This window comes from Legionella sp. W10-070 (assembly GCF_900640175.1).
In the GTDB taxonomy this organism is placed as follows: Bacteria; Pseudomonadota; Gammaproteobacteria; order Legionellales; family Legionellaceae; genus Tatlockia.
The window spans coordinates 13068-32071 of record NZ_CAAAJC010000006.1; the positions used below are offsets into that span (position 1 = coordinate 13068).

Consider the following 19004-nt stretch of genomic DNA (forward strand, 5'->3'; position numbering starts at 1 on the left):
TACTACATGGCTTCAATCGCGGATGCGTTTTCGCTCAGTAAACTGTAGAATGCTTTGCTGCAAGTCATGCCCCGGCAGGAATCACGAAATTCAGGAATACTGAATTGCTTGATAATTGTATTTAATAATTCTAAATGTTGGTTAATCTGTTCCTGTGGTACAACAAGAGCAATTACCAAATCGACAGGTTGTTTATCGGTGGCGCCAAAATCAACAGGGTTTTGTAATTTAATAATACAGCCTTTCGGAGAGGAGATGCTGGTTGTGCGTATATGAGGAATTGTAATCCCTTGCCCAATAGCGGTACTTCCCAAACTTTCCCTTTTCCAATAGGCATCAAACAATTCTTCGGCATTTAATTCCGGATAAGCCTGGCTGAGGAGATGGCTTATTTTTAATAAGACGGCTGTTTTGCTTTGGGAAACAGAATCAATATGGATACAGTTTGGTTTAATAACCTGACAAAGTTGCATAATTAAAGGCCAGAACAAAAGGGGTCATTTTACCTGACAATTCAAAAAATGTGTATTTTTAGAGTAATTTCAGGAGTAATTGAGAGGGGCTTTGAATATTGTTCAGCGTAAAGCTTAAATTAGAAAATCCGCAGGTTTAATTGCACCAGTTAGCTCGGAGTACTGAGTCCGGGAGAGTCTATCTTAATAAGTGAGCCTTGGGTTGAGCTTGGTCATTATCGTTTAACGATAATGACCAACTCTATAATCAATGGATAATTTTTTCAAGAATTATTCGCGATGGTCACGAATTTTCTCTTTATGTTTTATAAGTTGCCTGTCCAGTTTGTCTATCAGGGCATCAATAGCAGCATACATATCTTCTGATTCAGCTCGAGCATGCAATTCTCCTTTGGCAACCTGTACAGAAGCTTCGGCAATCTGATTTAATTTTTCAATATCAAAAACCACATGGACAGAATTGATTCTATCGAAATGACGTTCAAGTTTATTGAATTTATCAATCGTAAAGGCTCTTAGAGCCGGGGTAATCTCGACATTATGACCTTTGAAATTGATTTGCATAACGCTCTCCTCATTGACTAACACTAACTACGAATTGTCTTGCGTTCATTAGATGGTGCAATTCCCATCGCTTCACGGTATTTTGCTACGGTTCGCCGAGCTACCTGAATACCCTGCTCTCCAATCAATTGGGCAATCTTACTGTCGCTTAGTGGCTTTTTACGATTCTCCGCGGCAATCAGTTTTTTGATTACTGCGCGAATCGCTGTAGAGGAACATTCTCCACCGGTTACGGTAGTCACATGACTGGAGAAAAAGTACTTTAGCTCAAACACGCCGCGTGGAGTATGCATAAATTTTTGGGTGGTGACGCGGGAGATGGTTGACTCATGCATGTCTAAAGCCAGGGCGATGTCATTGAGGATCAGGGGCTTCATGGCTTCTTCCCCATGGTCAAGGAAATCTTGCTGGTACTCCACAATGCACTGGGCAACTTTGAGCAGGGTTTCTTGCCGACTTTGTATACTTTTCAAAAACCATCGTGCTTCCTGCAGGTTGTTTTTCAAAAACTGGTTATCCGCACTGTTATCAGCACGTTGTATGAGTGATGCATATTGCGTGTTTATACTAAGTCGAGGTAACGTGTTTTGGTTGAGGGTGGCTTCCCAGGCACCATTAATTTTTTTAACAATAATATCCGGAATAATGTACTCTGTTGTGCTTTGCTGTATTAAACTGCCGGGTTTGGGATTGAGGCGTTGTATAATTTGTAACACTCTACCTAAAATCGTTTCATTGATTTGGTAAGTTTTTATTATCTGCCGATAATTATGCTGGCCAAGTAATTCAATATTCTCACCAATAATTTGCTTGGCTAAAGCAATATCATTGTTAGCATCAGGCAGTTGATTGAGCTGAATCAGCAGACTTTCTGCGAGATTGCTTGAGGCGCAGCCTATCGGGTCAAAATGTTGCAGTTGATGACGGACTGCTTCAATTTCCTCTATGTCCAGCGGATGATCTGTGCTATCCAGGCTTGCATGCAATTCAGTCATCGAGAGGGTGAGAAACCCATCATCATCGATTGCATCAATTATTGCGGTGGCAATTACCCTGTCTACATCAGACATAGGAGTCAAATTTAATTGCCAGCGTAAATGGTCTTGTAAATTGGTTGTTGTACAATAGAAATTTTCATAATTAAAATCAATGTCGTCAAAGCTGCCTCTTTTGCTCTGATTAAGGTAAAGTTGGGACCATTGAAAGTCATTAAATTCATCATGTTCTTTTGAATTACCTTCAAGCCTGGTCTCGTCTTTTTCTTCAATGGCTGTTATTTCCAGCATAGGGTTGGATTCAACCACCTGCTCGATTTCCTGTTGCAAATCGAGAGTAGACAATTGTAATAAACGAATAGCTTGTTGAAGTTGGGGAGTCAGGGTTAATTGCTGGTTAATATTTAACTGCAACGATGGTTTCATGCAAATCCTCTTTGTTCCTACTGCTTTTTTACAAGTGTAACTGATTCAAAACGATTATCCAGTAGCTTGAAATATTCTTATGTTTTTATCAAAGTATATACCCAAGATGCTTCAAAATGCTAAGGTTCATCTAAAACTTGGCATTTTGAAGTATCTTGAATATAGAGAAGATTGTAAAGATGATGCAGAGATGATTCAGGTAAAAAAACTGAACCAGGCTCACAAGAACACTTGCCATATGACAGCTTTATATAATCTCAGGCAGGTGTCCTTGATGAAAAGGAGTTGACCCTTCAAGGGTCATGATAAGGGCGTTATTTAACTTTTTTCTCTTTAAAAAGCACATGCTTACGAACAACAGGATCGTATCGTTTAAACTCCATCTTTTCAGGATGATTACGTGGATTTTTGGTCGTGGTTATAAAGTAGCCTGTACCTGCAGTGGATTCCATCTTAACTTTGATAGTGACAGCTGCCATGGTTTTATCCTCTTAAAATTAAATTTTTTCGCCGTTAGCTCTGAGCTTATCCAGAACAGCCTTAATGCCTAATTTATCAATGATGCGCATGCCTTTAGTACTCACTTTCAGGCAGACGAAACGATTTTCTTCTTCAACCCAGAAGCGGTGGCGTTTAATATTAGGTAAAAAGCGGCGTTTTGTTTTATTATTGGCGTGCGATACATTGTTACCTGTAGTAGGTCGCTTGCCAGTAACCTGACATACTCTTGACATGGTGTTACTCCGAAATGTTCGATAAATTATAATACAGTTTTGTATAAATTCAAGGCATTCGCAGGCGAATTAACCGGGTGTAAAATACAAGAGCGGTTTTATAACAAAAAAAGATACGATTTGCAATGTTTCAGTCTGATTGGCAACCAGGAATGATCAGCAAGAGGCATACATTATTAATAGACAGCAGTGAGAAAAATTGGATGCGTACAATCAAGAGTTTCGTATTACGTGCCGGGCGTATCAGTAACAGGCAGCAGCAGGCGTTAGATCAAAGTCTGGAGCATTATGCTTTAGCCCTAAACCAGTCTCCCTGGAATTTTCAGACGATCTTTGACCGGCAAGCTGAAACTATTGTGGAGATTGGTTTTGGCATGGGGGCTTCCTTGTTGGCTATGGCAAAACAATATCCTGAACTGAATTTTATTGGGATAGAGGTGCATAAGGCGGGTATTGGCAGTTTGGCGGCTGATCTGCATGAGCATGGCATTGGTAATGTACGTATTGTTCCTCATGATGCGGTTGAAATTTTTAAACATCATATAGCAGAAAACAGTCTTGCGGGGATACAGATTTTCTTCCCGGATCCCTGGCCTAAGAAACGTCACCATAAACGCCGCTTGATACAGCCAGCGTTTGTTAATTTATTATGTCGGCGGCTTAAGGTGGGTGGTTTTATTCATTGCGCCACAGACTGGCAAGACTATGCAGACCATATGCTGACTGTTTTATCAGCAGAACCTTCTTTGGCCAATACCCAGGGAGAAGGTGGTTTTTCACCGCGTCCTGAAACCAGGCCATTGACTAAATTTGAACAACGAGGAACCAAATTAGGTCATGGGGTATGGGATCTGATCCATAAGAAGCGTTAACCTTATCTGTTGAGTTAAACACAATGCCTTCATTAATTAACACCAACCGCAGCTTTAATCGCAGCCAATTCTTGGCATTAACTTGCTTAAAGCGAGCATACCCCATAGAATTCTAGTTTTCTGTAAGGCGGGAGATATTAAATGGGTTGGAATGAGCCGGATAAGGGCAAGGATCCATGGAGTGGAAAAAATCAGCCACCAGATCTGGATGAAGCATTAAAGCGTTTTCAGGAGAAACTTAAAAAAACGTTTCTGGGTGGGGCTAACAAGTCTGGCGGCGATGGTTCTTCTTCCAGTAAAAGCGGAGGCTTACTGGCGCTGATGATTGGCCTGGTTGTATTCATCCTGTGGGCATTGGCCGGCATTTTTATTGTCGATCCTGCTGAGCAGGCGGTGATTTTGCGTTTTGGCAAGTATGTGGAAACCGTTGGTCCAGGCCCTCATTGGATTCCGCGCATCATTTCTACAAAAATCGTAAAAAACGTTGATCGGGTTCTCGACTACTCTTATGCAGCACAAATGCTGACCATGGATGAGAGCCTGGTTTCTGTTTCTCTGGTAGTCCAATATCGTATCGGCGATCTGGAAGATTATTTATTCAATGTAGCAGACCCGCAAGAAAGCTTACAACAGGCTACGTCAAGCGCTTTGAGGCAGGTAGTTGGTAATACTACCTTCGATCAGATCATTACTGAAGGCCGTGAAGCCTGGGGTACGAATGTTCAGGATACCCTAATCAAAATGCTTGAGAAGTATAAGACTGGTATTGTCATCGTGAATGTCTCCCCTCAGCCGGCGCGTGCACCCGAAAAAGTGCAGGATGCTTTTGATGATGCAATTAAGGCGCGTGAAGACGAGAAGCGTTTTAAGGAACAAGCGCTGGCTTATCAGGCTCGCGTGGTTCCTATTGCTGAAGGGAACGCGAAGCGTATTCTGGAAGAGGCGCAGGCATTTGCAGCGCAGGTTATCTTGCGTGCCAAAGGAGATGTTGCTGAATTTTTAGCGTTACTGCCTGAGTACATCCGGGCTCCCAGAGTGACTTCTGAACGTATGTATTTAGAAACCATACAGAAAGTGTTAAATAATAGCAGTAAGATTATTGTCGATGGCAAGGCCGGTAATTTACTCTATTTGCCTCTGGACAAATTATCAATGACGGATGTTCCGCTGGTTAGACCCACTGACACAGATGGGGTTAACAATGAAGTTATGACGAAAGAAACGGAAGACATGATAACAGATCGCAATATTGGCAGACGAACCTATCGTCAAGGGAGGGGTAACTAAATGAATGCAGCAAAAACAACCCTGGGCATTCTGGCATTTGTTATTTTAATGATATTACTTGCGAGTGTATTTACGATTACTCAGGGCCAGCATGGTATTCTGCTTCGCTTGGGCCGACTGGTAACCGACAGCAATACGGACAGGGTCAAAATCCTTGGGCCTGGTTTACATATAAAGGCTCCCTTTGTTGAAAGTGCCCGTATTTTTGATACTCGCATCCAAACGTTGGATATCAAATCTTCACGAATAGTCACTAAAGAGAAGAAGGATGTGATTGTCGATTATTATGTAAAATGGCGAATTCAGGACTTGGCTCGTTACTTTAAGTCAACTGGCGGTAATCAATTCAAGGCAGAAACCTTGCTTGAACAACAGTTAAACACTTTATTGCGTGCAGAGTTTGGTAAACGGACTATTTCTGAAATGGTTTCAGGTGGACGTGATGATGTAACGGAGACGTTAAGAGACAAGGCAGAGGAGCAAGCATCTCAATTAGGTATTCGGATTGTTGATGTACGAATCAAAGGAATTGAGCTACCTGAAAATACCACTAATAATATATTCCAGTTTATGCGAGCCAATATGCAGAAAATAGCTAACCGTCATCGTGCGGATGGTAATGCTGCAGCAGAGGCTATCAGAGCGGCGGCAGATGCCCAGGTAACCGTATTAATTGCTAAAGCACAAAGTGAAGGACAGGTCATCCGATCTGGGGGGCAGGCTCAGGCGGCCAAAATTTATGCTGATGCATTTGGCAAAGATAAGGATTTTTTTGGATTTTACCGCAGCTTAAAGGCTTATGAGGGCAGCTTAAACAGTAAGCAGGACATCCTGGTTCTAGATCAAAGCAATGCTTTTTTTGAATACTTTAAGCATGGATTAACAAAAGATAATGGTACTCAGGCTAAAACCTGATTATAATTACCAATTTTGCTGAAATGGGTTAAGCGTGCTTAGCCCTTTTTTATTGTAAAGCAGGCGTCTAAAAAGAAAGTTATATGCTCTAGTACCGTTTCCATTTAGTTTTGACAGGTTGTCTTGAGCAAATTGTTCTTTTTTTGTCATCCCCGAGAAGGCGGGGATCGATGCAGGATATAGCACGGAGCGACTTAAAAATGGATTCCCGCTTTCGCGGGAATGACAAACAACCTGTCAAAACTAAATGGAAACGGTACTAGTTTGTTGTGGCACTGGTCGATTCTTCCCGTGCATAAGTTAAGGTATCTTTTCGGTTGAATTATTACCTTTGGCTTTAACTCTCTGAGGAGACAGTGAATTATTTATTAAAGAGTTGACGTGCTTGTTTATTGGAGATTGTAGTGCTTGTTAATTTTCTCTCGGCTGTTGCTTTGGTGTTTGTATTTGAAGGTTTAATGCCATTTGCTTCGCCCTCAAGATGGAAGAAATTATTGCGCAAAATTATTGAGCAAGATGAAAAGGTATTGCGCATTACCGGGTTTTTTAGCATGCTGGTGGGGGTAATTCTTCTCACCGTGGTTCATCAATTTGTAGATTAAAAAGAGTCCATTATGGGTAAAAATGTTGTAATAATCGGTACGCAATGGGGAGATGAAGGTAAGGGCAAGGTTGTCGATCTCTTGACTCATGACGCACAGGCGGTTGTCCGTTACCAGGGAGGGCATAATGCTGGCCATACCTTGAAGATTAAGGGGGATAAGACCGTTTTACGTCTGATTCCTTCAGGGATACTAAGGCCTCATGTGCAATGCTATATTGGTAACGGAGTTGTTGTTTCTCCTCAAGCGTTGCTTGATGAAATCAGAGAGTTGGAAAGTAAAGGTGTAGACGTCCGTAGCAGACTTCATATTAGTCAGGCTTGCCCTTTAATTTTACCTTACCATATTGCTTTGGATAAAGCGCGTGAAAGCCATAAGGGCGATGCTGCGATCGGGACTACCGGGCGGGGGATTGGTCCCGCTTATGAAGACAAAGTGGCAAGACGGGCTTTAAAGATAAGTGATCTTTTTTATCCTGAACGTTTTAATCTAAAGCTCGCAGAGCTGTTGCGATACCATAATTTTGTCTTGAAAAATTACTATAACCAACCTGAAATCGATATAGGACAGGTACAGGAAGATGTAAATCTATGGGCGGCTGAGCTAAAAGACATGATTTGTGATGTCACCACCTGCCTGCATGAGCATCGGGAAAAAGGGGATGCTATCCTGTTTGAAGGTGCCCAAGGGGTTTATTTGGATATCGATCACGGTACTTACCCATTTGTCACTTCTTCAAATACTTGCGTAGGCAGTGTGGTTAATGGTGCCGGCTTTGGTCCCCGTTATCTTGATTATATTCTCGGGATCACCAAAGCTTATACTACAAGAGTAGGGGGAGGTCCTTTTCCTACGGAGCTGCATGATGATATTGGGGAAGGCCTGGCTACCCGGGGTAATGAATTCGGTGCAGTAACAGGGCGGCCTCGCCGTTGTGGCTGGTTTGATGCAGTGCTTCTGCGTCGCTCCATTGAACTGAATAGTATTACTGGCTTATGCATGACAAAGCTTGATGTTCTGGATGGCCTGGTAACTATAAAAATTGCTGTTGCCTATCGTGATGTTAATGGCCAGCTATTATCCCGTCCTCCTCAAGCTGCTGAAGATTTTGAGGGATTGGAGCCTGTTTATGAGGAAATGCCCGGGTGGTCTGAATCAACGGCTGATGTCACGGATATCAATCAGTTGCCGGCTAACGCCATCGCTTACATCAAGCGTATTGAAACCCTGCTTGGCGTGCCAGTAGATATGCTGTCAACAGGTCCTGAGCGCGATTCTACCATTGTTTTGCGGGATCCGTTTGCAGACTAAAAACGTAGCCAGGACTTGCCAAAGATGGCAGATCCTGGCTTTATAATATGCTGGTGGGCTGTTAATTTTGTTACTGTAGGATGACGATAGCCTCTAAGAGAGCATCATAACAGGAGGTTACGATGTTTGCTTCTTTTTTTAAATTAGTTCAGGAAAATCAGCCAGTTGCTACGACAGGAGCGATTGCACATAGTTATTATTGGCTTACCTCAGGCTCAGAGGATACGGTTTATCATAACCCGGATTTCAAGGTGCCAGAGACAGCAGATAGTGCTTTTAGTCAAGGAATAGCTATTTACTGTATTCACGGCACTTTTGATCAGTCAGCCTCATTTTCCCGCATTGCCGAACGTTTAATTGCACAAGGTTTGCCAGATTTTATCTCTTCAATTCATCTTGTTTCTTTTGCAGGAAGGTATCAAGGAAACGGAATTGATTATTTTTCTCGGCAACTTATGGAGAAGATTGAAAAAAATGGTCACCAGCAGGTGATTTTCTTGGGTCATTCACGAGGCGGTTTGGTTGCCAGCTATGCTGCGGAAGAGTATGCCGGCAATCGGGGAATTAACGTGCATCTGGTGGTTAATATCTGCTCTCCTTTCGGCGGTTCTTATTTGGCTGTAAAGCCTCTTTCCTGGTTTTCTCACTCGGTTTTACAAATGGAAAATAACAGTGAATTTCTGAAGACCCTTAATGAAAAATTAGCACAAACGAACAGGAAATATTATTTTATTGCTGCCAAAAAAGATTGGATTGTCAGAATGATAGACGCTTTTTCACTGGGTTATGTTAAAAAACATCCTGGTTCTTTTCTGATTAGCGAGAGGGAGCATAGTCATTTGTCGATTATGTCCTCGCATTGGCTGGTGGGTCTTATTCGTGACTGTTTATTTAAACTTGCGGACATTGAAGAACGCCCGCTTAATTGTTTGCATTAAAAAGCTTAATGGCGTTGGGAAAAGCCTTTTTCAAATTGACGGAGCTTGTTTTCCAGCCGCCACTGTAATCTTGCCTTCTCATTGGTTTTAATAAATTCACGGCAACTTGAACTATCCAATTGTTGGCACGCATGAACTGGCTTGGCCGTTAAAGCATCTTCCCATAAACTATGGCCAGGCATGAAGCTGTAAGTCAGGGCATTGCGGTTTATCATTTTTAATTCAGGATAATTAATGCCATGGATTAGTACTGCTTCTGCATATTCGCGGGTAAGATCCGTTCTTAGAATCCCTTCATCGTCTGTAGAGAGCACCACGGGAACTTTATGGGCAATGTAATAGCGCAGTGGGTGTTTTTTGCCATAGACATTGAGAATTTTCCGGTTACTGGTCAGGTTGATTTCAACAGCTACCGGTTTGCTGGCCATGTGTTGTAAAAGTTCCTCTGCCTTATTCTCAAAAGCAATGGCTGTCCCATGACCTATACGTTCAGCATGGGCTTTATTGACTGCCTCGGTAATATGAAAGCGCAAATCGGCTGGTTTCACTTCTTCAGGAGATAATTCACCTGCGTGTAAGGCAATATGGACATCCGGATAAGCTTGATGGAGAAAGGAGAAAATTTCCATTTGCTTTCTGTAATCCGCCAGTGAAGTTATTCCATCTTCAGGCTGAACCAGATTGACAGCGACAAGATCATTAGAGACTGCAGCTGCGGCAAAACCATTAAGCGCCTGCGCAAAAACGTTCTCCAAAGGCTGCTCACGCAACACATAATATTGAAATTTAACGGTTAGTTGGCAAACATCCTGTTGAGGGTTTTGAAAACAACCCAGCTCCTGCCTTGTTTGTCTCAAAAGCTGCTCTGTTTCACTTACAGTGTATTTAATATTTTCCTGAAAAGCCTGATTACTGAGTAGTTGTTGTTTTGCTTCCGCTAAATGGGCGAGTGAAAATTTTGCCGGGGCAAAGGAGGTGGAATTGGCATTATCTGGCAGAATCATTATTTCTAAATACTGTTCATTTTGATTTGCGGCGCGTTCTATGATCTCGGTAAGTAGCTGCGGGCTGTAATTAATAACTATTGGCATGAACTTACCAAAACTATTAAAAAAATGATCATGTCCGGACTCCTTTCCCGCAACAAAGTTTTTCATCGACCAGGCTCTAATCGCTTGACTGTAGAGTGCTGGATGAGCTGTTAATTCCTTGGTATTAAGTCCGGAGCATTGTTCAATGATTTTACTGATAACAAAGGTATTTTGATTGAGGCAATAATTACCCTTTGCTGCAAGAGCCAACATTGTTTCTGGATAAGCACCTCCAGCCAGATGATAATGAAGTTCTCCGCTTTTAGGCATGCTTTTTAAAAATGCATATAAGGCATTGGGATCTTGTTTAATTGTATTAAAGTGATCATTGATATCAGCGAATGCTGTGGATTGACAGCCTGCTAACCATAGAAGGAGTGTACAAAATTTTAAAAAACGCATAAGAGCAAGCAAAAAATAAAAGCAGGTTGTATTATCTCATAAAAAACGAAAGATCGAGTAGCATTAGCACGGATTATTTAATTCATTTCATAATGGCAGGTTACTTAATTGATTTTTGCTTCTTTGCATAGGACTGACAAGCATCAATGTAAATCCCACAGCGAGCTGTGGGATTTAAGGTTATATCGGTTGAGGTTTTTTATCGCTGGGCAACTGCCAAACCTTTTAAGATAGTCAGGGCGGCATAAAGCTGATAATCCTCATGGAGCAGGGTTTGATTATCTTTGGCAGATACAGACGTATTGCTTTTCTCTTTTGATTCATCTTTATTGAGCAGATGACCATTAAGATCTGCCTCGCTGAAACCTGCAAAAGCCGCCCCCTTATTGTCAGATTTTGGAACTTCTATTTCCTCGACAACAATATCAGGCGTGATCCCTTTTGCCTGAATAGAAGTACCGGCAGGAGTATAATATAAGGCAGTGGTTAATTTTATCCCGCGTTTTTCATCAAGGGGAAGGACCGTTTGTACAGACCCCTTGCCAAAGCTTTGTGTGCCGAGGATGACTGCCCGCTTATTATCTTTTAATGCACCGGCGACAATTTCAGAGGCAGAGGCTGAGCCGTTGTTAATGAGTACAACAATCGGTGCATTGTCGAGGATATCACCTGGATTTGCCAATGCGGTAAATTTTGACCCGGGAAGTCGTCCCTGCGTATAGACTATCATTTCTTGCTTGCCATTTTTACCTGAGTCAAGGAAAGCATCAGAAACCTGAATAGCAGAATCAAGCAGCCCTCCCGGATTATTCCGCAGGTCAAGTATCAGGCCTTTTAATTTGCCTCCGGACTGTTGCTTTAACTGAGCAATTGCTTTCTCCATATCTTCACCGGTTAAGGCTTGAAATTGAGTCAGGCGAACATAGCCATAGTTATTCTCAAGCAATTTTGCTTTTACGCTTTTGACAACAATCTTTTCCCGTATCAATGAGAAAACCAGAGGTTTTCCTTCCCCTTTACGCAGGATAGTTAAATCGAGTGTAGAGCCTTCTTTGCCCCGCATTAAATCAACGGCTTCCCTTAGACTCAGTCCCTGGACTGACTGGTTACCTAGTTTGATAATATAATCACCAGCCTTGATGCCTGCTTTAAAAGCAGGGGTATCTACCAATGGTGTTACTACTTTGACGACCCCATCCTCCATGGTGACCTCAATACCAAGACCACCAAATTCGCCGCTGGTAGAAGTTTGTAATTCCTGGAATGCACTTTCGTCCAGATAAGTTGAGTGTGGATCCAGGCCGTTAAGCATCCCACGAATTGCATTGTCAAATAATTCCTTGTCATCGATAGGTTTTACGTAATATTTTTTTATCTGACCGATGGCATTGGAGAAACGCTGGACATCTTCCATTGGAATTTGTTTGGTCGTAGTTTGTGTCGTTGTTGCTGTCTCGCCGGCAGTAAATGCTTGTACAGGGAAAATCAAAGCGGTCGTTACAAATGTAGCTATTGCTCCAAAATAAAACCGTTTGTTGTGCATACTGTTCTCCTTGGTGGTTTGGCGCGCAACAAGCGGCCAGCTCCGGTATATTTGTATCTAGCAATATAAGTGCCAGCGGCAAATCACGACAACCACTCAAGAGGAGGGATCGCTTTACCACGATGTCTTACCTCGAAGTATAGTCCGTTTTGTTTAAGTCCGCCGCTGTGACCAACGGTGGCAATTTGTTCCCCCTGAAAAACAGATTCGCCTTTTCGCTTAAATAAGGATTGATTATGGGCATAGAGGGTCATAAAGCCCTGGCCATGATCAATAATTAATAACAGGCCATAACCATTGAGCCAATCGCTAAAGACAATTTTTCCTGGGTAAACGGCGGTGACAGAGGTTCCTTCAACGGCAAAAAATGTCACCCCCTGGTTCATTTTTTGTAGCTCCTGCCTGCTGACTTGCACGGGTTGTGGCAATTTTCGACGCATTTGAGTAAAAGCCAGTTTAGGCTGGGTCATACTTTGTACAGCTAATGTTTTAAGTAAACGGGTTAAGTTACCTTTGTTGCGTTCGTATTCTGCCAGCATATGCTGTTTTGTTTGAATTTCATTATCCAGTGATTGGAGAACCGCAGTATGATAGCGTTTGTCTTGCTCAAGTTGCTCCTGGTTCTTGTGAAGCGCTTCCTGCAATTGCTGCTGTTCCCTGATCTCAACCTGAATAGCGTTTTCATTCAGGGTAATATTTTGTTTTGTGGCATCAATGCCATCAATAATTTTTTGTCGGGATTGAATCAGGTAGCGATAAAAAGTAAGCAAGCGACTAATTGCATAAGGCTTATCCTGATTAACCAGCCATTTCAGCGGCTGGTACTCCCCCATTTTATACCGTGTACGGACATGTTCGGCCAGGAGTTGTTGCTGGGTAAGCAGTTGTTTGCTTAACTGCTCGGCCTGTTGCTGTAATGCCGCAATTTTTTGTTTCTTAGCTTCCATATCTGTTTGAATACTTCGTAGTTGCCGTATTCCTTCACTGATTTGTTTTTCAGTTCCTGCAAGTTCAAAATTCAGTACGCCACGTTTGTCATGGGCATGGGTGAGGATTTCCTTCAGTTTGCTGATTTGGTTATCTAACTCTTTCAGTTTGGTTTTGGTCTGAATGATGGTAGTGCTTTCAGCCCAGGCGGTTGTTAAAGAAAAAGCCATCAGGATAATGCATAACCTTACAGGGCTGCCAATGGTTGACAACAGTGCTTTAAAGGCAATTGGCTTAAATTTTCGTATGAGAGATAAACCGGTACGCAAAGGACTGCTATTGGTTTGCTGGCGGTAGTTGAGAGTTTCCGGTTGCTCATTTAATAAAGACATTGCCTTCTCATCATGTAATTTTATTGGTTTCTTAGCAGTAATGGTTTACCTGTCATTTCCTTAGGCTGTTCTATACCTAATAAAGCGAGTACAGTAGGTGCCACATCAATCAAACTGCCTTCCTGGCGAATAAAATGCCAATTTTCACCAACAAACAAAAAAGGGACTGGTTGGGAAGTATGCGCTGTATGAACCTGGCAAGTACCCACATCAAACATGGACTCTGCGTTACCATGATCTGCTGTGATTAACATCATTCCTTTTTTCCCTGCTAATGTTTGCCATACCTTATGCATGCATTGATCCAGGCACTCTATCGCTTTTACCGTCGCATCGAAGTCTCCTGTATGCCCTACCATGTCAGCATTCGCATAGTTGCAAATAATCACATCATAAGCCTCGCTCTCGATGGCGTCTACTAATGAGTGAGTGAGCTCTGGCGCACTCATTTCAGGAAGAAGATCATAGGTGGCTACTGGCGGAGAGGGAATAAGGATGCGATCTTCATTGGCAAAGATATGTTCTGAGCCACCATTGAAAAAAAAGGTCACATGCGCATATTTTTCTGTTTCAGCAATGCGTAACTGGCTAAACCCATTATTGGCAATAATTTCACCCAGGGTATTATTTAATCTCATGGGAGGAAACACGCTTTCCGTCATTAAATTCTTAGCATAGGAGGTCATGCTGACAAAGTGGGAGAGTTGAGGCTGCTTGTTGCGGATGAAGCCTTCAAAGGATTCATCTATAAACGATTGTGTCAGCTGGCGTGCACGGTCAGCACGAAAATTAAAAAAGAACAGTGAATCACCGTCTTCGATAATGTTTCCCGGTCCGATAAGAGTAGGGGGAATGAATTCATCGAATTTTTTTTGCGCATAAAAATGGCTAAGCGCTTCCTCAGCAGTTTCAAAATTAAATTTGCTTTGCGCCTGGGTAAGCAAATGGTAGACAGGCGCTACTCTTTCCCAGCGCTTGTCTCGGTCCATGGCAAAATAACGTCCGGTAATGGAGTTGATAGTCGCGACAGGATAGTGTTCTAATTGACGATTAAGCCTTTCAATGCTGTTCAGTGCGCTTTGTGGTGGGGTATCACGACCATCGAGAAATAAATGGAGACAAACCTGATTAAAATCCTGCTTATGGCATAAGGCTAAAAAAGCAAACAAATGGTTCTCATGACTATGGACTCCACCCGGAGAAAGCAAACCCATTACATGGATGCGCTTATTTTGTTTTTTCATATCGTTGATAAGTTCAAGGAGCAGCCGATTGCCAGCAAACTCACCGTTGCTGATGGCGTCATTGATGCGGGTAAAATCCTGGGCAATAACACGGCCTGCGCCAATATGCATATGACCTACCTCAGAGTTGCCCATTTGAGCATCCGGCAAACCAACTTCGACTCCTGAAGCATTTAGCAAAATATGAGGGCGTACTTGCCACCATTCATCCCACTGGGGTGTATTCGCTGCGGCGATCGCATTATAAGTTTGCTCGTCCCGTTGTCCCCAGCCGTCAAGAATCATCAGGACGAGAGGTCTCTTTTTTGACATCATTAATCTCTTGAAATAAAAATTTCATTATATACCCAATGTACTTCAAAATGCTTGTTTTAGGGATCTTGAACTACATTGGGTATATATTGCTTTTAGTTTTTTTTGGACAGAGACTTAACAGGCTACTTTTATCCTGGTTTTGCTATGGTTTTAGCTAATTATTTGCGCCAGCAGAAATAATAAGGATAAAACAAATCCTGTAATTGGAAAAAAAATAGGATAGCGCCCCTCCTTCCTGGTTTCTTTTTTTAGTTTTAGAATAACCAATGTCAGGTTGATCATAATGAAAACACATAAAATAACGGCACTTGTCATCTTCGCCAGTGATTCTACTTTCAGCCATAAAGCGAGTGTCAAGACGATAGCGACTACTAACAAGGTTGCTGCAACAGGAGTCTGAGTCCGCCTGTTGATATGGGAAAATAATTCAGGTGCCGTCTGCTGTTTGGCCATGCCATAGATAACGCGGGAGGCCATTATAATTTGAACAAACGCCCCATTAATAATGGCTATTAAACTGATTAACCCGATTAAAGCCGGTGAATATCCCTTCTTTTCAAAAAAAACAGCCAGCGGGGCTTCGCTGTGTGCAAGTTCCTGTAGGGGAAGCGCCAGGAGCATGGCTAATGCGACGAAGAAATATAATAAGGTTGCGATGCCTAATGAGATAAAAATAGCATAAGGTAAATTCCTCTCGGGATTTTTAATTTCCTCAGCGATATTAACCATATCTTCAAATCCAATAAACGCGTAAAAGGCAAGAAAGGCACCTGAAAAAATCCCTGGCAGGTTTTGTATGGTTAAAGGGGATAATTGTTGCCAGAAATCGGGTAGCTGCTTTACATTGTCTCTTGCAAGAAACAGGATGAGCAATAAGCCGCCAATTTCTATCAGGGTAATGAGGGTAATCAATATTGCCGATTCGTTAATTCCCCAGATGGCAATCCCCCCCATGATGAGTACTAGCAACAGGATAGCAAGCCAGGATGGAATAATAACGAAAAGATGCAGATAACCTACAAAGCCACGGGTGATCGCTGCTGCAGAAACTACGCCGGTAAAGACCACAAGCCAGCCAACTAAGGCAGATAACCATTTTTTCTGAAATGCCTTTTGAACGTAGAAAGCCTCACCGGCGCTTTTGGGAAAGCGTGAGCCGAGTTCCGCATAAGAAATCGCTGTAAAAAAAGCGATAAAAGAAGCCAGAAGGAAAGCAAAGGGTGCATAAAAGCCAGCCAATGCCGTAATCTTACCTACCAAGACATAAATTCCCGCACCCAATATTGTGCCCAAGCCATAAAAAATGACGATCGGCAAGGGGAGGGCGCGTTTAAGTGATGCTGAATTTTGCATAAAAAGCAATCATTAAAATTGGCGGCACTGGCCAATTTAGCCTTAATTGAACCTATACTAAAAGTACGGGAAGTTTATTGGGTTCATTACCAATACCATTAATAGCAGGAGTTAGTAAAGGGAATTAGAATGGTTAAGGATAAGGAAAAACCGATTATTGTTATTACTGGAGCCTCAGGAAATATAGGTAAGTTACTTACTAATGTATTAAAAAGCGAATTTCAAATTGTAGGTTTAGACCAGGATGAAGGGCGCTGTGATATTGCACTGGATTTAACGTCTGACGCATCTGTCGAGCGGGCGTTTAATCGGTTTGAGGAAAAATATGGGAAGAAAATTGCTGTAGTAATTCATCTGGCAGCTTATTTTGATTTTACTGGTGAAGAATCACCGCTATATGAGCAAGTCAATGAGAAAGGTACAAAAAGGCTTCTTGAGATTTTACAGCGATTTGAAGTTGAGCGGTTCATCTATAGCAGTACTATGTTAGTGCATGAGCCGGGGGAACCTGGTGATTTAATTAATGAGCAAAGTCCGGTTAAGGCTCAGTGGGCCTATCCGCGATCAAAAGAAAAGACTGAAAAAATAATCGAGCAATACCACGGTAATATCCCTTATTTAATAGTACGTCTGGCAGGGCTTTATAGTAATGAAACCTGCATTCCAACCCTGGCGCAGCAAATAGTCAGAGTTTATGAGCGCCGTTTAAAAAGTAACTTTTATGCCGGGGATATAGAAGCAGGGCAATCCTTCATCCATGAAGCTGATTTGCTAAGTTTGTTTAAGAAAGCGATCCAGTACCGCAATGAGCTGGCGGAAGAAGAAATTATTCTTGCAGGGGAACCTGAATCAGTGAGTTATAAGACGCTGCAGAAATTAATAGTTAAACTGATTCATGAGGAAAAATCAAAAATTTATCTGTTGCCGACACCGGTTGCGAAAACAGGAGCCTGGCTTGAGGAAAAATCTGAACCGCTGGTTCCAGATGACATAGACCAGGGGGAGAAGCCCTTCATTCGCCCTTTCATGATTGACAGGGCTTCCGATCATTATGAGCTTGATATTGCCAAGGCGCGTCAATTACTGCATTGGCAACCTGAACATCAGATTAAAGAGACGCTGCCTGAATTAATTCATGCCCTGAAAAAAGATCCGAAGAAATGGTATGCCCGGCATGATATTATTTTACCTGATTGGATGGCGGCCTTAAAGTCCAGACATCCTGAGGAAGTCCGTTCTCATTGTGAAGAGGCATTCCGCAAGGCACATCAGCAAACCCTTTGGGCGCATTTTTTAACTATTGCACTGGGTTTTTGGTTAATTATCAGCCCCTTTATTTTTGGATATCAGTCAAACAATCTTATTTTCAGTAATGCAGGAAGTGGATCGCTGATTATAATGACTGGATTTTTATCCTTATCCTGGCGATATGCAACGGCAAGGCTGTTTTGCGCCACCGTGGGCATTTGGCTTCTTTTCTCTCCGCTTGTATTTTGGGCACCTACGGCTGTTGCTTACCTTAATAATACGCTTCTGGGGGCATTCGTCGTAGGCTTTTCCTTATTAACCCGCCCTGAAATAGGTGTGGCGCCTAATGCCAGGGTTGAAGGAGCGGATATTCCCCTTGGGTGGGATTTTTCCCCATCGAGCTGGTCGAATCGCATGCCAATTATTGTCCTTGCATTTATTGGTTTTTTTATCTCGCTTTATCTTGCAGCATACCAGCTAGGTTATATTCATCAGGCATGGGATCCTTTTTTTACAGGCAGTTTGTCTGATTCTAAAAATGGCACGGAAGAAATTATTACTTCACACATTTCTATGGCGTTTCCGATTCCTGATGCGGGCCTTGGGGCGATTGTCTATCTACTTGAGATTTTATTAGGATTAAGCGGAGGTACAAATCGCTGGCGCACATCACCCTGGTCGGTATTATTATTCGCTTTTTTGATTATTCCTTTAGGGATAGTATCGATTACATTTATTGTTATTCAACCAATCCTGTTGGGCACCTGGTGTACGCTTTGCCTGATTGCTGCAACCGCCATGTTACTGCAGATCCCTTATGCAATTGATGAATTTATGGCCACTATTACCTTTCTCTGGAGACGCTGGAAAGCGGGAAGACCATTATTGCGTATTTTATTTGTGGGTGATGCAGAAGGCTCTCGGGATAAGACAATAGCTGATAACTTTGAGCATTCTCCCCGGACTATTATCAAGGAAGGTTTAACGACTGGTCTGTCGTTTTCCTGGGGATTGGTCGGTTGTTTATTGATAGGCTTATGGTTAATGTTTACTCGTGTTACTTTATCGGCAACAGTTGAGATGGCGAATGCGGATCACCTGCTGGGCTCGCTCATCATCACTATCAGCATTATTTCTTTTGCGGAAATTGTTCGTGCGGTGCGGTGGCTTAATTTAATTTTTGCAACGGTTTTGTTTATTACTCCTTTTCTCTATGATACAACCTCATTGGCAGCCTTTGCCAGCATCCTGGCTGGCTTGTTATTGTTAATTTTTACCATACCACGTGGAAAAATTAACTCATCCTATGGGCGATTAAATAAAATAATCATTTAGCATCTGCTGTATCTCTATCGAAAGGCTCCCGATGAAG

Annotated in this window: 17 protein-coding genes; 7 read left to right on the forward strand and 10 right to left on the reverse strand. The window is 42.4% G+C overall.

Annotation, left to right across the window (positions count from 1 at the left end):
• Nucleotides 1–2 precede the first annotated feature (2 nt).
• The 5 genes from E1O65_RS03595 to rpmB form a co-directional block, all read right to left on the reverse strand.
• Nucleotides 3–473 carry a PTS sugar transporter subunit IIA gene (locus E1O65_RS03595; protein ID WP_133132229.1) on the reverse strand — a complete coding sequence of 157 codons (471 nt, stop codon included), beginning with the start codon at nt 471–473 and terminating at the stop codon, nt 3–5.
• Nucleotides 474–743: 270 nt separating this feature from the next.
• On the reverse strand, nt 744–1037 hold the full coding sequence (hpf, locus tag E1O65_RS03600) for a ribosome hibernation promoting factor (RefSeq protein ID WP_133132230.1): 294 nt from the start codon (nt 1035–1037) through the stop codon (nt 744–746).
• A gap of 23 nt (nt 1038–1060) precedes the next feature.
• Nucleotides 1061–2458 carry an RNA polymerase factor sigma-54 gene (locus E1O65_RS03605; protein ID WP_133132231.1) on the reverse strand — a complete coding sequence of 466 codons (1398 nt, stop codon included), beginning with the start codon at nt 2456–2458 and terminating at the stop codon, nt 1061–1063.
• Between the two features lie 314 nt (nt 2459–2772).
• Entirely contained in the window at nt 2773–2937 is a 165-nt protein-coding gene (gene rpmG, locus E1O65_RS03610) for a 50S ribosomal protein L33 (RefSeq protein ID WP_133132232.1), read from the reverse strand.
• Nucleotides 2938–2955: 18 nt separating this feature from the next.
• Complete coding sequence (gene rpmB / locus E1O65_RS03615) at nt 2956–3192, reverse strand: 50S ribosomal protein L28 (RefSeq protein WP_133132233.1); 237 nt, start codon at nt 3190–3192, stop codon at nt 2956–2958.
• A 203-nt stretch (nt 3193–3395) separates the two neighbouring features.
• Between rpmB and trmB the strand changes: the two genes are divergently transcribed.
• The 6 genes from trmB to E1O65_RS03645 all read left to right on the forward strand — a co-directional run bounded on the left by trmB (nt 3396) and on the right by E1O65_RS03645 (nt 9117).
• Nucleotides 3396–4064 (forward strand): tRNA (guanosine(46)-N7)-methyltransferase TrmB, encoded by a 669-nt coding sequence (trmB, locus tag E1O65_RS03620; protein ID WP_242601529.1) that lies wholly within the window; start codon nt 3396–3398, stop codon nt 4062–4064.
• A 141-nt stretch (nt 4065–4205) separates the two neighbouring features.
• Complete coding sequence (hflK, locus tag E1O65_RS03625; protein WP_133132234.1) at nt 4206–5351, forward strand: FtsH protease activity modulator HflK; 1146 nt, start codon at nt 4206–4208, stop codon at nt 5349–5351.
• Nucleotides 5352–6266 carry a protease modulator HflC gene (hflC, locus tag E1O65_RS03630; RefSeq protein WP_133132235.1) on the forward strand — a complete coding sequence of 305 codons (915 nt, stop codon included), beginning with the start codon at nt 5352–5354 and terminating at the stop codon, nt 6264–6266.
• A 404-nt stretch (nt 6267–6670) separates the two neighbouring features.
• A complete protein-coding gene (locus E1O65_RS03635) occupies nt 6671–6868 on the forward strand; it encodes a DUF2065 domain-containing protein (RefSeq protein ID WP_133132236.1) in 198 nt (65 codons plus the stop codon).
• A 12-nt stretch (nt 6869–6880) separates the two neighbouring features.
• The gene (locus tag E1O65_RS03640) at nt 6881–8179 is read left to right on the forward strand and encodes an adenylosuccinate synthase (protein WP_133132237.1); all 1299 of its coding nucleotides are present in this window, start codon (nt 6881–6883) and stop codon (nt 8177–8179) included.
• A gap of 122 nt (nt 8180–8301) precedes the next feature.
• A complete protein-coding gene (locus E1O65_RS03645) occupies nt 8302–9117 on the forward strand; it encodes an alpha/beta hydrolase (protein WP_133132238.1) in 816 nt (271 codons plus the stop codon).
• A 5-nt stretch (nt 9118–9122) separates the two neighbouring features.
• Here the strand turns inward: E1O65_RS03645 and E1O65_RS03650 are convergent, their stop codons facing one another.
• The 5 genes from E1O65_RS03650 to E1O65_RS03670 all read right to left on the reverse strand — a co-directional run bounded on the left by E1O65_RS03650 (nt 9123) and on the right by E1O65_RS03670 (nt 16384).
• Nucleotides 9123–10610, reverse strand: coding sequence for an adenosine deaminase (locus E1O65_RS03650; protein ID WP_133132239.1), 1488 nt, complete (start codon nt 10608–10610; stop codon nt 9123–9125).
• A 199-nt stretch (nt 10611–10809) separates the two neighbouring features.
• Nucleotides 10810–12153 carry a S41 family peptidase gene (locus tag E1O65_RS03655; protein WP_133132240.1) on the reverse strand — a complete coding sequence of 448 codons (1344 nt, stop codon included), beginning with the start codon at nt 12151–12153 and terminating at the stop codon, nt 10810–10812.
• Nucleotides 12154–12236: 83 nt separating this feature from the next.
• Nucleotides 12237–13310, reverse strand: a complete 1074-nt coding sequence (locus E1O65_RS03660) for a peptidoglycan DD-metalloendopeptidase family protein (RefSeq protein WP_133132318.1) — start codon at nt 13308–13310, stop codon at nt 12237–12239.
• A gap of 182 nt (nt 13311–13492) precedes the next feature.
• Complete coding sequence (gene gpmI, locus E1O65_RS03665; protein ID WP_133132319.1) at nt 13493–15028, reverse strand: 2,3-bisphosphoglycerate-independent phosphoglycerate mutase; 1536 nt, start codon at nt 15026–15028, stop codon at nt 13493–13495.
• 153 nt (nt 15029–15181) lie between these two features.
• Nucleotides 15182–16384: an amino acid permease gene (locus E1O65_RS03670; RefSeq protein ID WP_133132241.1), complete on the reverse strand. Its 1203-nt coding sequence runs from the start codon at nt 16382–16384 to the stop codon at nt 15182–15184.
• 129 nt (nt 16385–16513) lie between these two features.
• Here E1O65_RS03670 and E1O65_RS03675 point away from each other — a divergent pair, with 129 nt between their 5' ends.
• Nucleotides 16514–18967 carry a vitamin K epoxide reductase family protein gene (locus E1O65_RS03675; RefSeq protein WP_133132242.1) on the forward strand — a complete coding sequence of 818 codons (2454 nt, stop codon included), beginning with the start codon at nt 16514–16516 and terminating at the stop codon, nt 18965–18967.
• Nucleotides 18968–19004: the final 37 nt, after the last annotated feature.

Excerpts from the sequence above, each read along its gene's own strand:
- E1O65_RS03595 (WP_133132229.1), bottom strand. The coding sequence starts at position 473 with ATGCAACTTTGTCAGGTTATTAAACCAAACTGTATCCATATTGATTCT.
- hpf (WP_133132230.1), bottom strand. The coding sequence starts at position 1,037 with ATGCAAATCAATTTCAAAGGTCATAATGTCGAGATTACCCCGGCTCTA.
- E1O65_RS03605 (WP_133132231.1), bottom strand. The coding sequence starts at position 2,458 with ATGAAACCATCGTTGCAGTTAAATATTAACCAGCAATTAACCCTGACT.
- rpmG (WP_133132232.1), bottom strand. The coding sequence starts at position 2,937 with ATGGCAGCTGTCACTATCAAAGTTAAGATGGAATCCACTGCAGGTACA.
- rpmB (WP_133132233.1), bottom strand. The coding sequence starts at position 3,192 with ATGTCAAGAGTATGTCAGGTTACTGGCAAGCGACCTACTACAGGTAAC.
- trmB (WP_242601529.1), top strand. The coding sequence starts at position 3,396 with ATGCGTACAATCAAGAGTTTCGTATTACGTGCCGGGCGTATCAGTAAC.
- hflK (WP_133132234.1), top strand. The coding sequence starts at position 4,206 with ATGGGTTGGAATGAGCCGGATAAGGGCAAGGATCCATGGAGTGGAAAA.
- hflC (WP_133132235.1), top strand. The coding sequence starts at position 5,352 with ATGAATGCAGCAAAAACAACCCTGGGCATTCTGGCATTTGTTATTTTA.
- E1O65_RS03640 (WP_133132237.1), top strand. The coding sequence starts at position 6,881 with ATGGGTAAAAATGTTGTAATAATCGGTACGCAATGGGGAGATGAAGGT.
- E1O65_RS03645 (WP_133132238.1), top strand. The coding sequence starts at position 8,302 with ATGTTTGCTTCTTTTTTTAAATTAGTTCAGGAAAATCAGCCAGTTGCT.
- E1O65_RS03650 (WP_133132239.1), bottom strand. The coding sequence starts at position 10,610 with ATGCGTTTTTTAAAATTTTGTACACTCCTTCTATGGTTAGCAGGCTGT.
- E1O65_RS03655 (WP_133132240.1), bottom strand. The coding sequence starts at position 12,153 with ATGCACAACAAACGGTTTTATTTTGGAGCAATAGCTACATTTGTAACG.
- E1O65_RS03660 (WP_133132318.1), bottom strand. The coding sequence starts at position 13,310 with ATGGCTTTTTCTTTAACAACCGCCTGGGCTGAAAGCACTACCATCATT.
- gpmI (WP_133132319.1), bottom strand. The coding sequence starts at position 15,028 with ATGTCAAAAAAGAGACCTCTCGTCCTGATGATTCTTGACGGCTGGGGA.
- E1O65_RS03670 (WP_133132241.1), bottom strand. The coding sequence starts at position 16,384 with ATGCAAAATTCAGCATCACTTAAACGCGCCCTCCCCTTGCCGATCGTC.
- E1O65_RS03675 (WP_133132242.1), top strand. The coding sequence starts at position 16,514 with ATGGTTAAGGATAAGGAAAAACCGATTATTGTTATTACTGGAGCCTCA.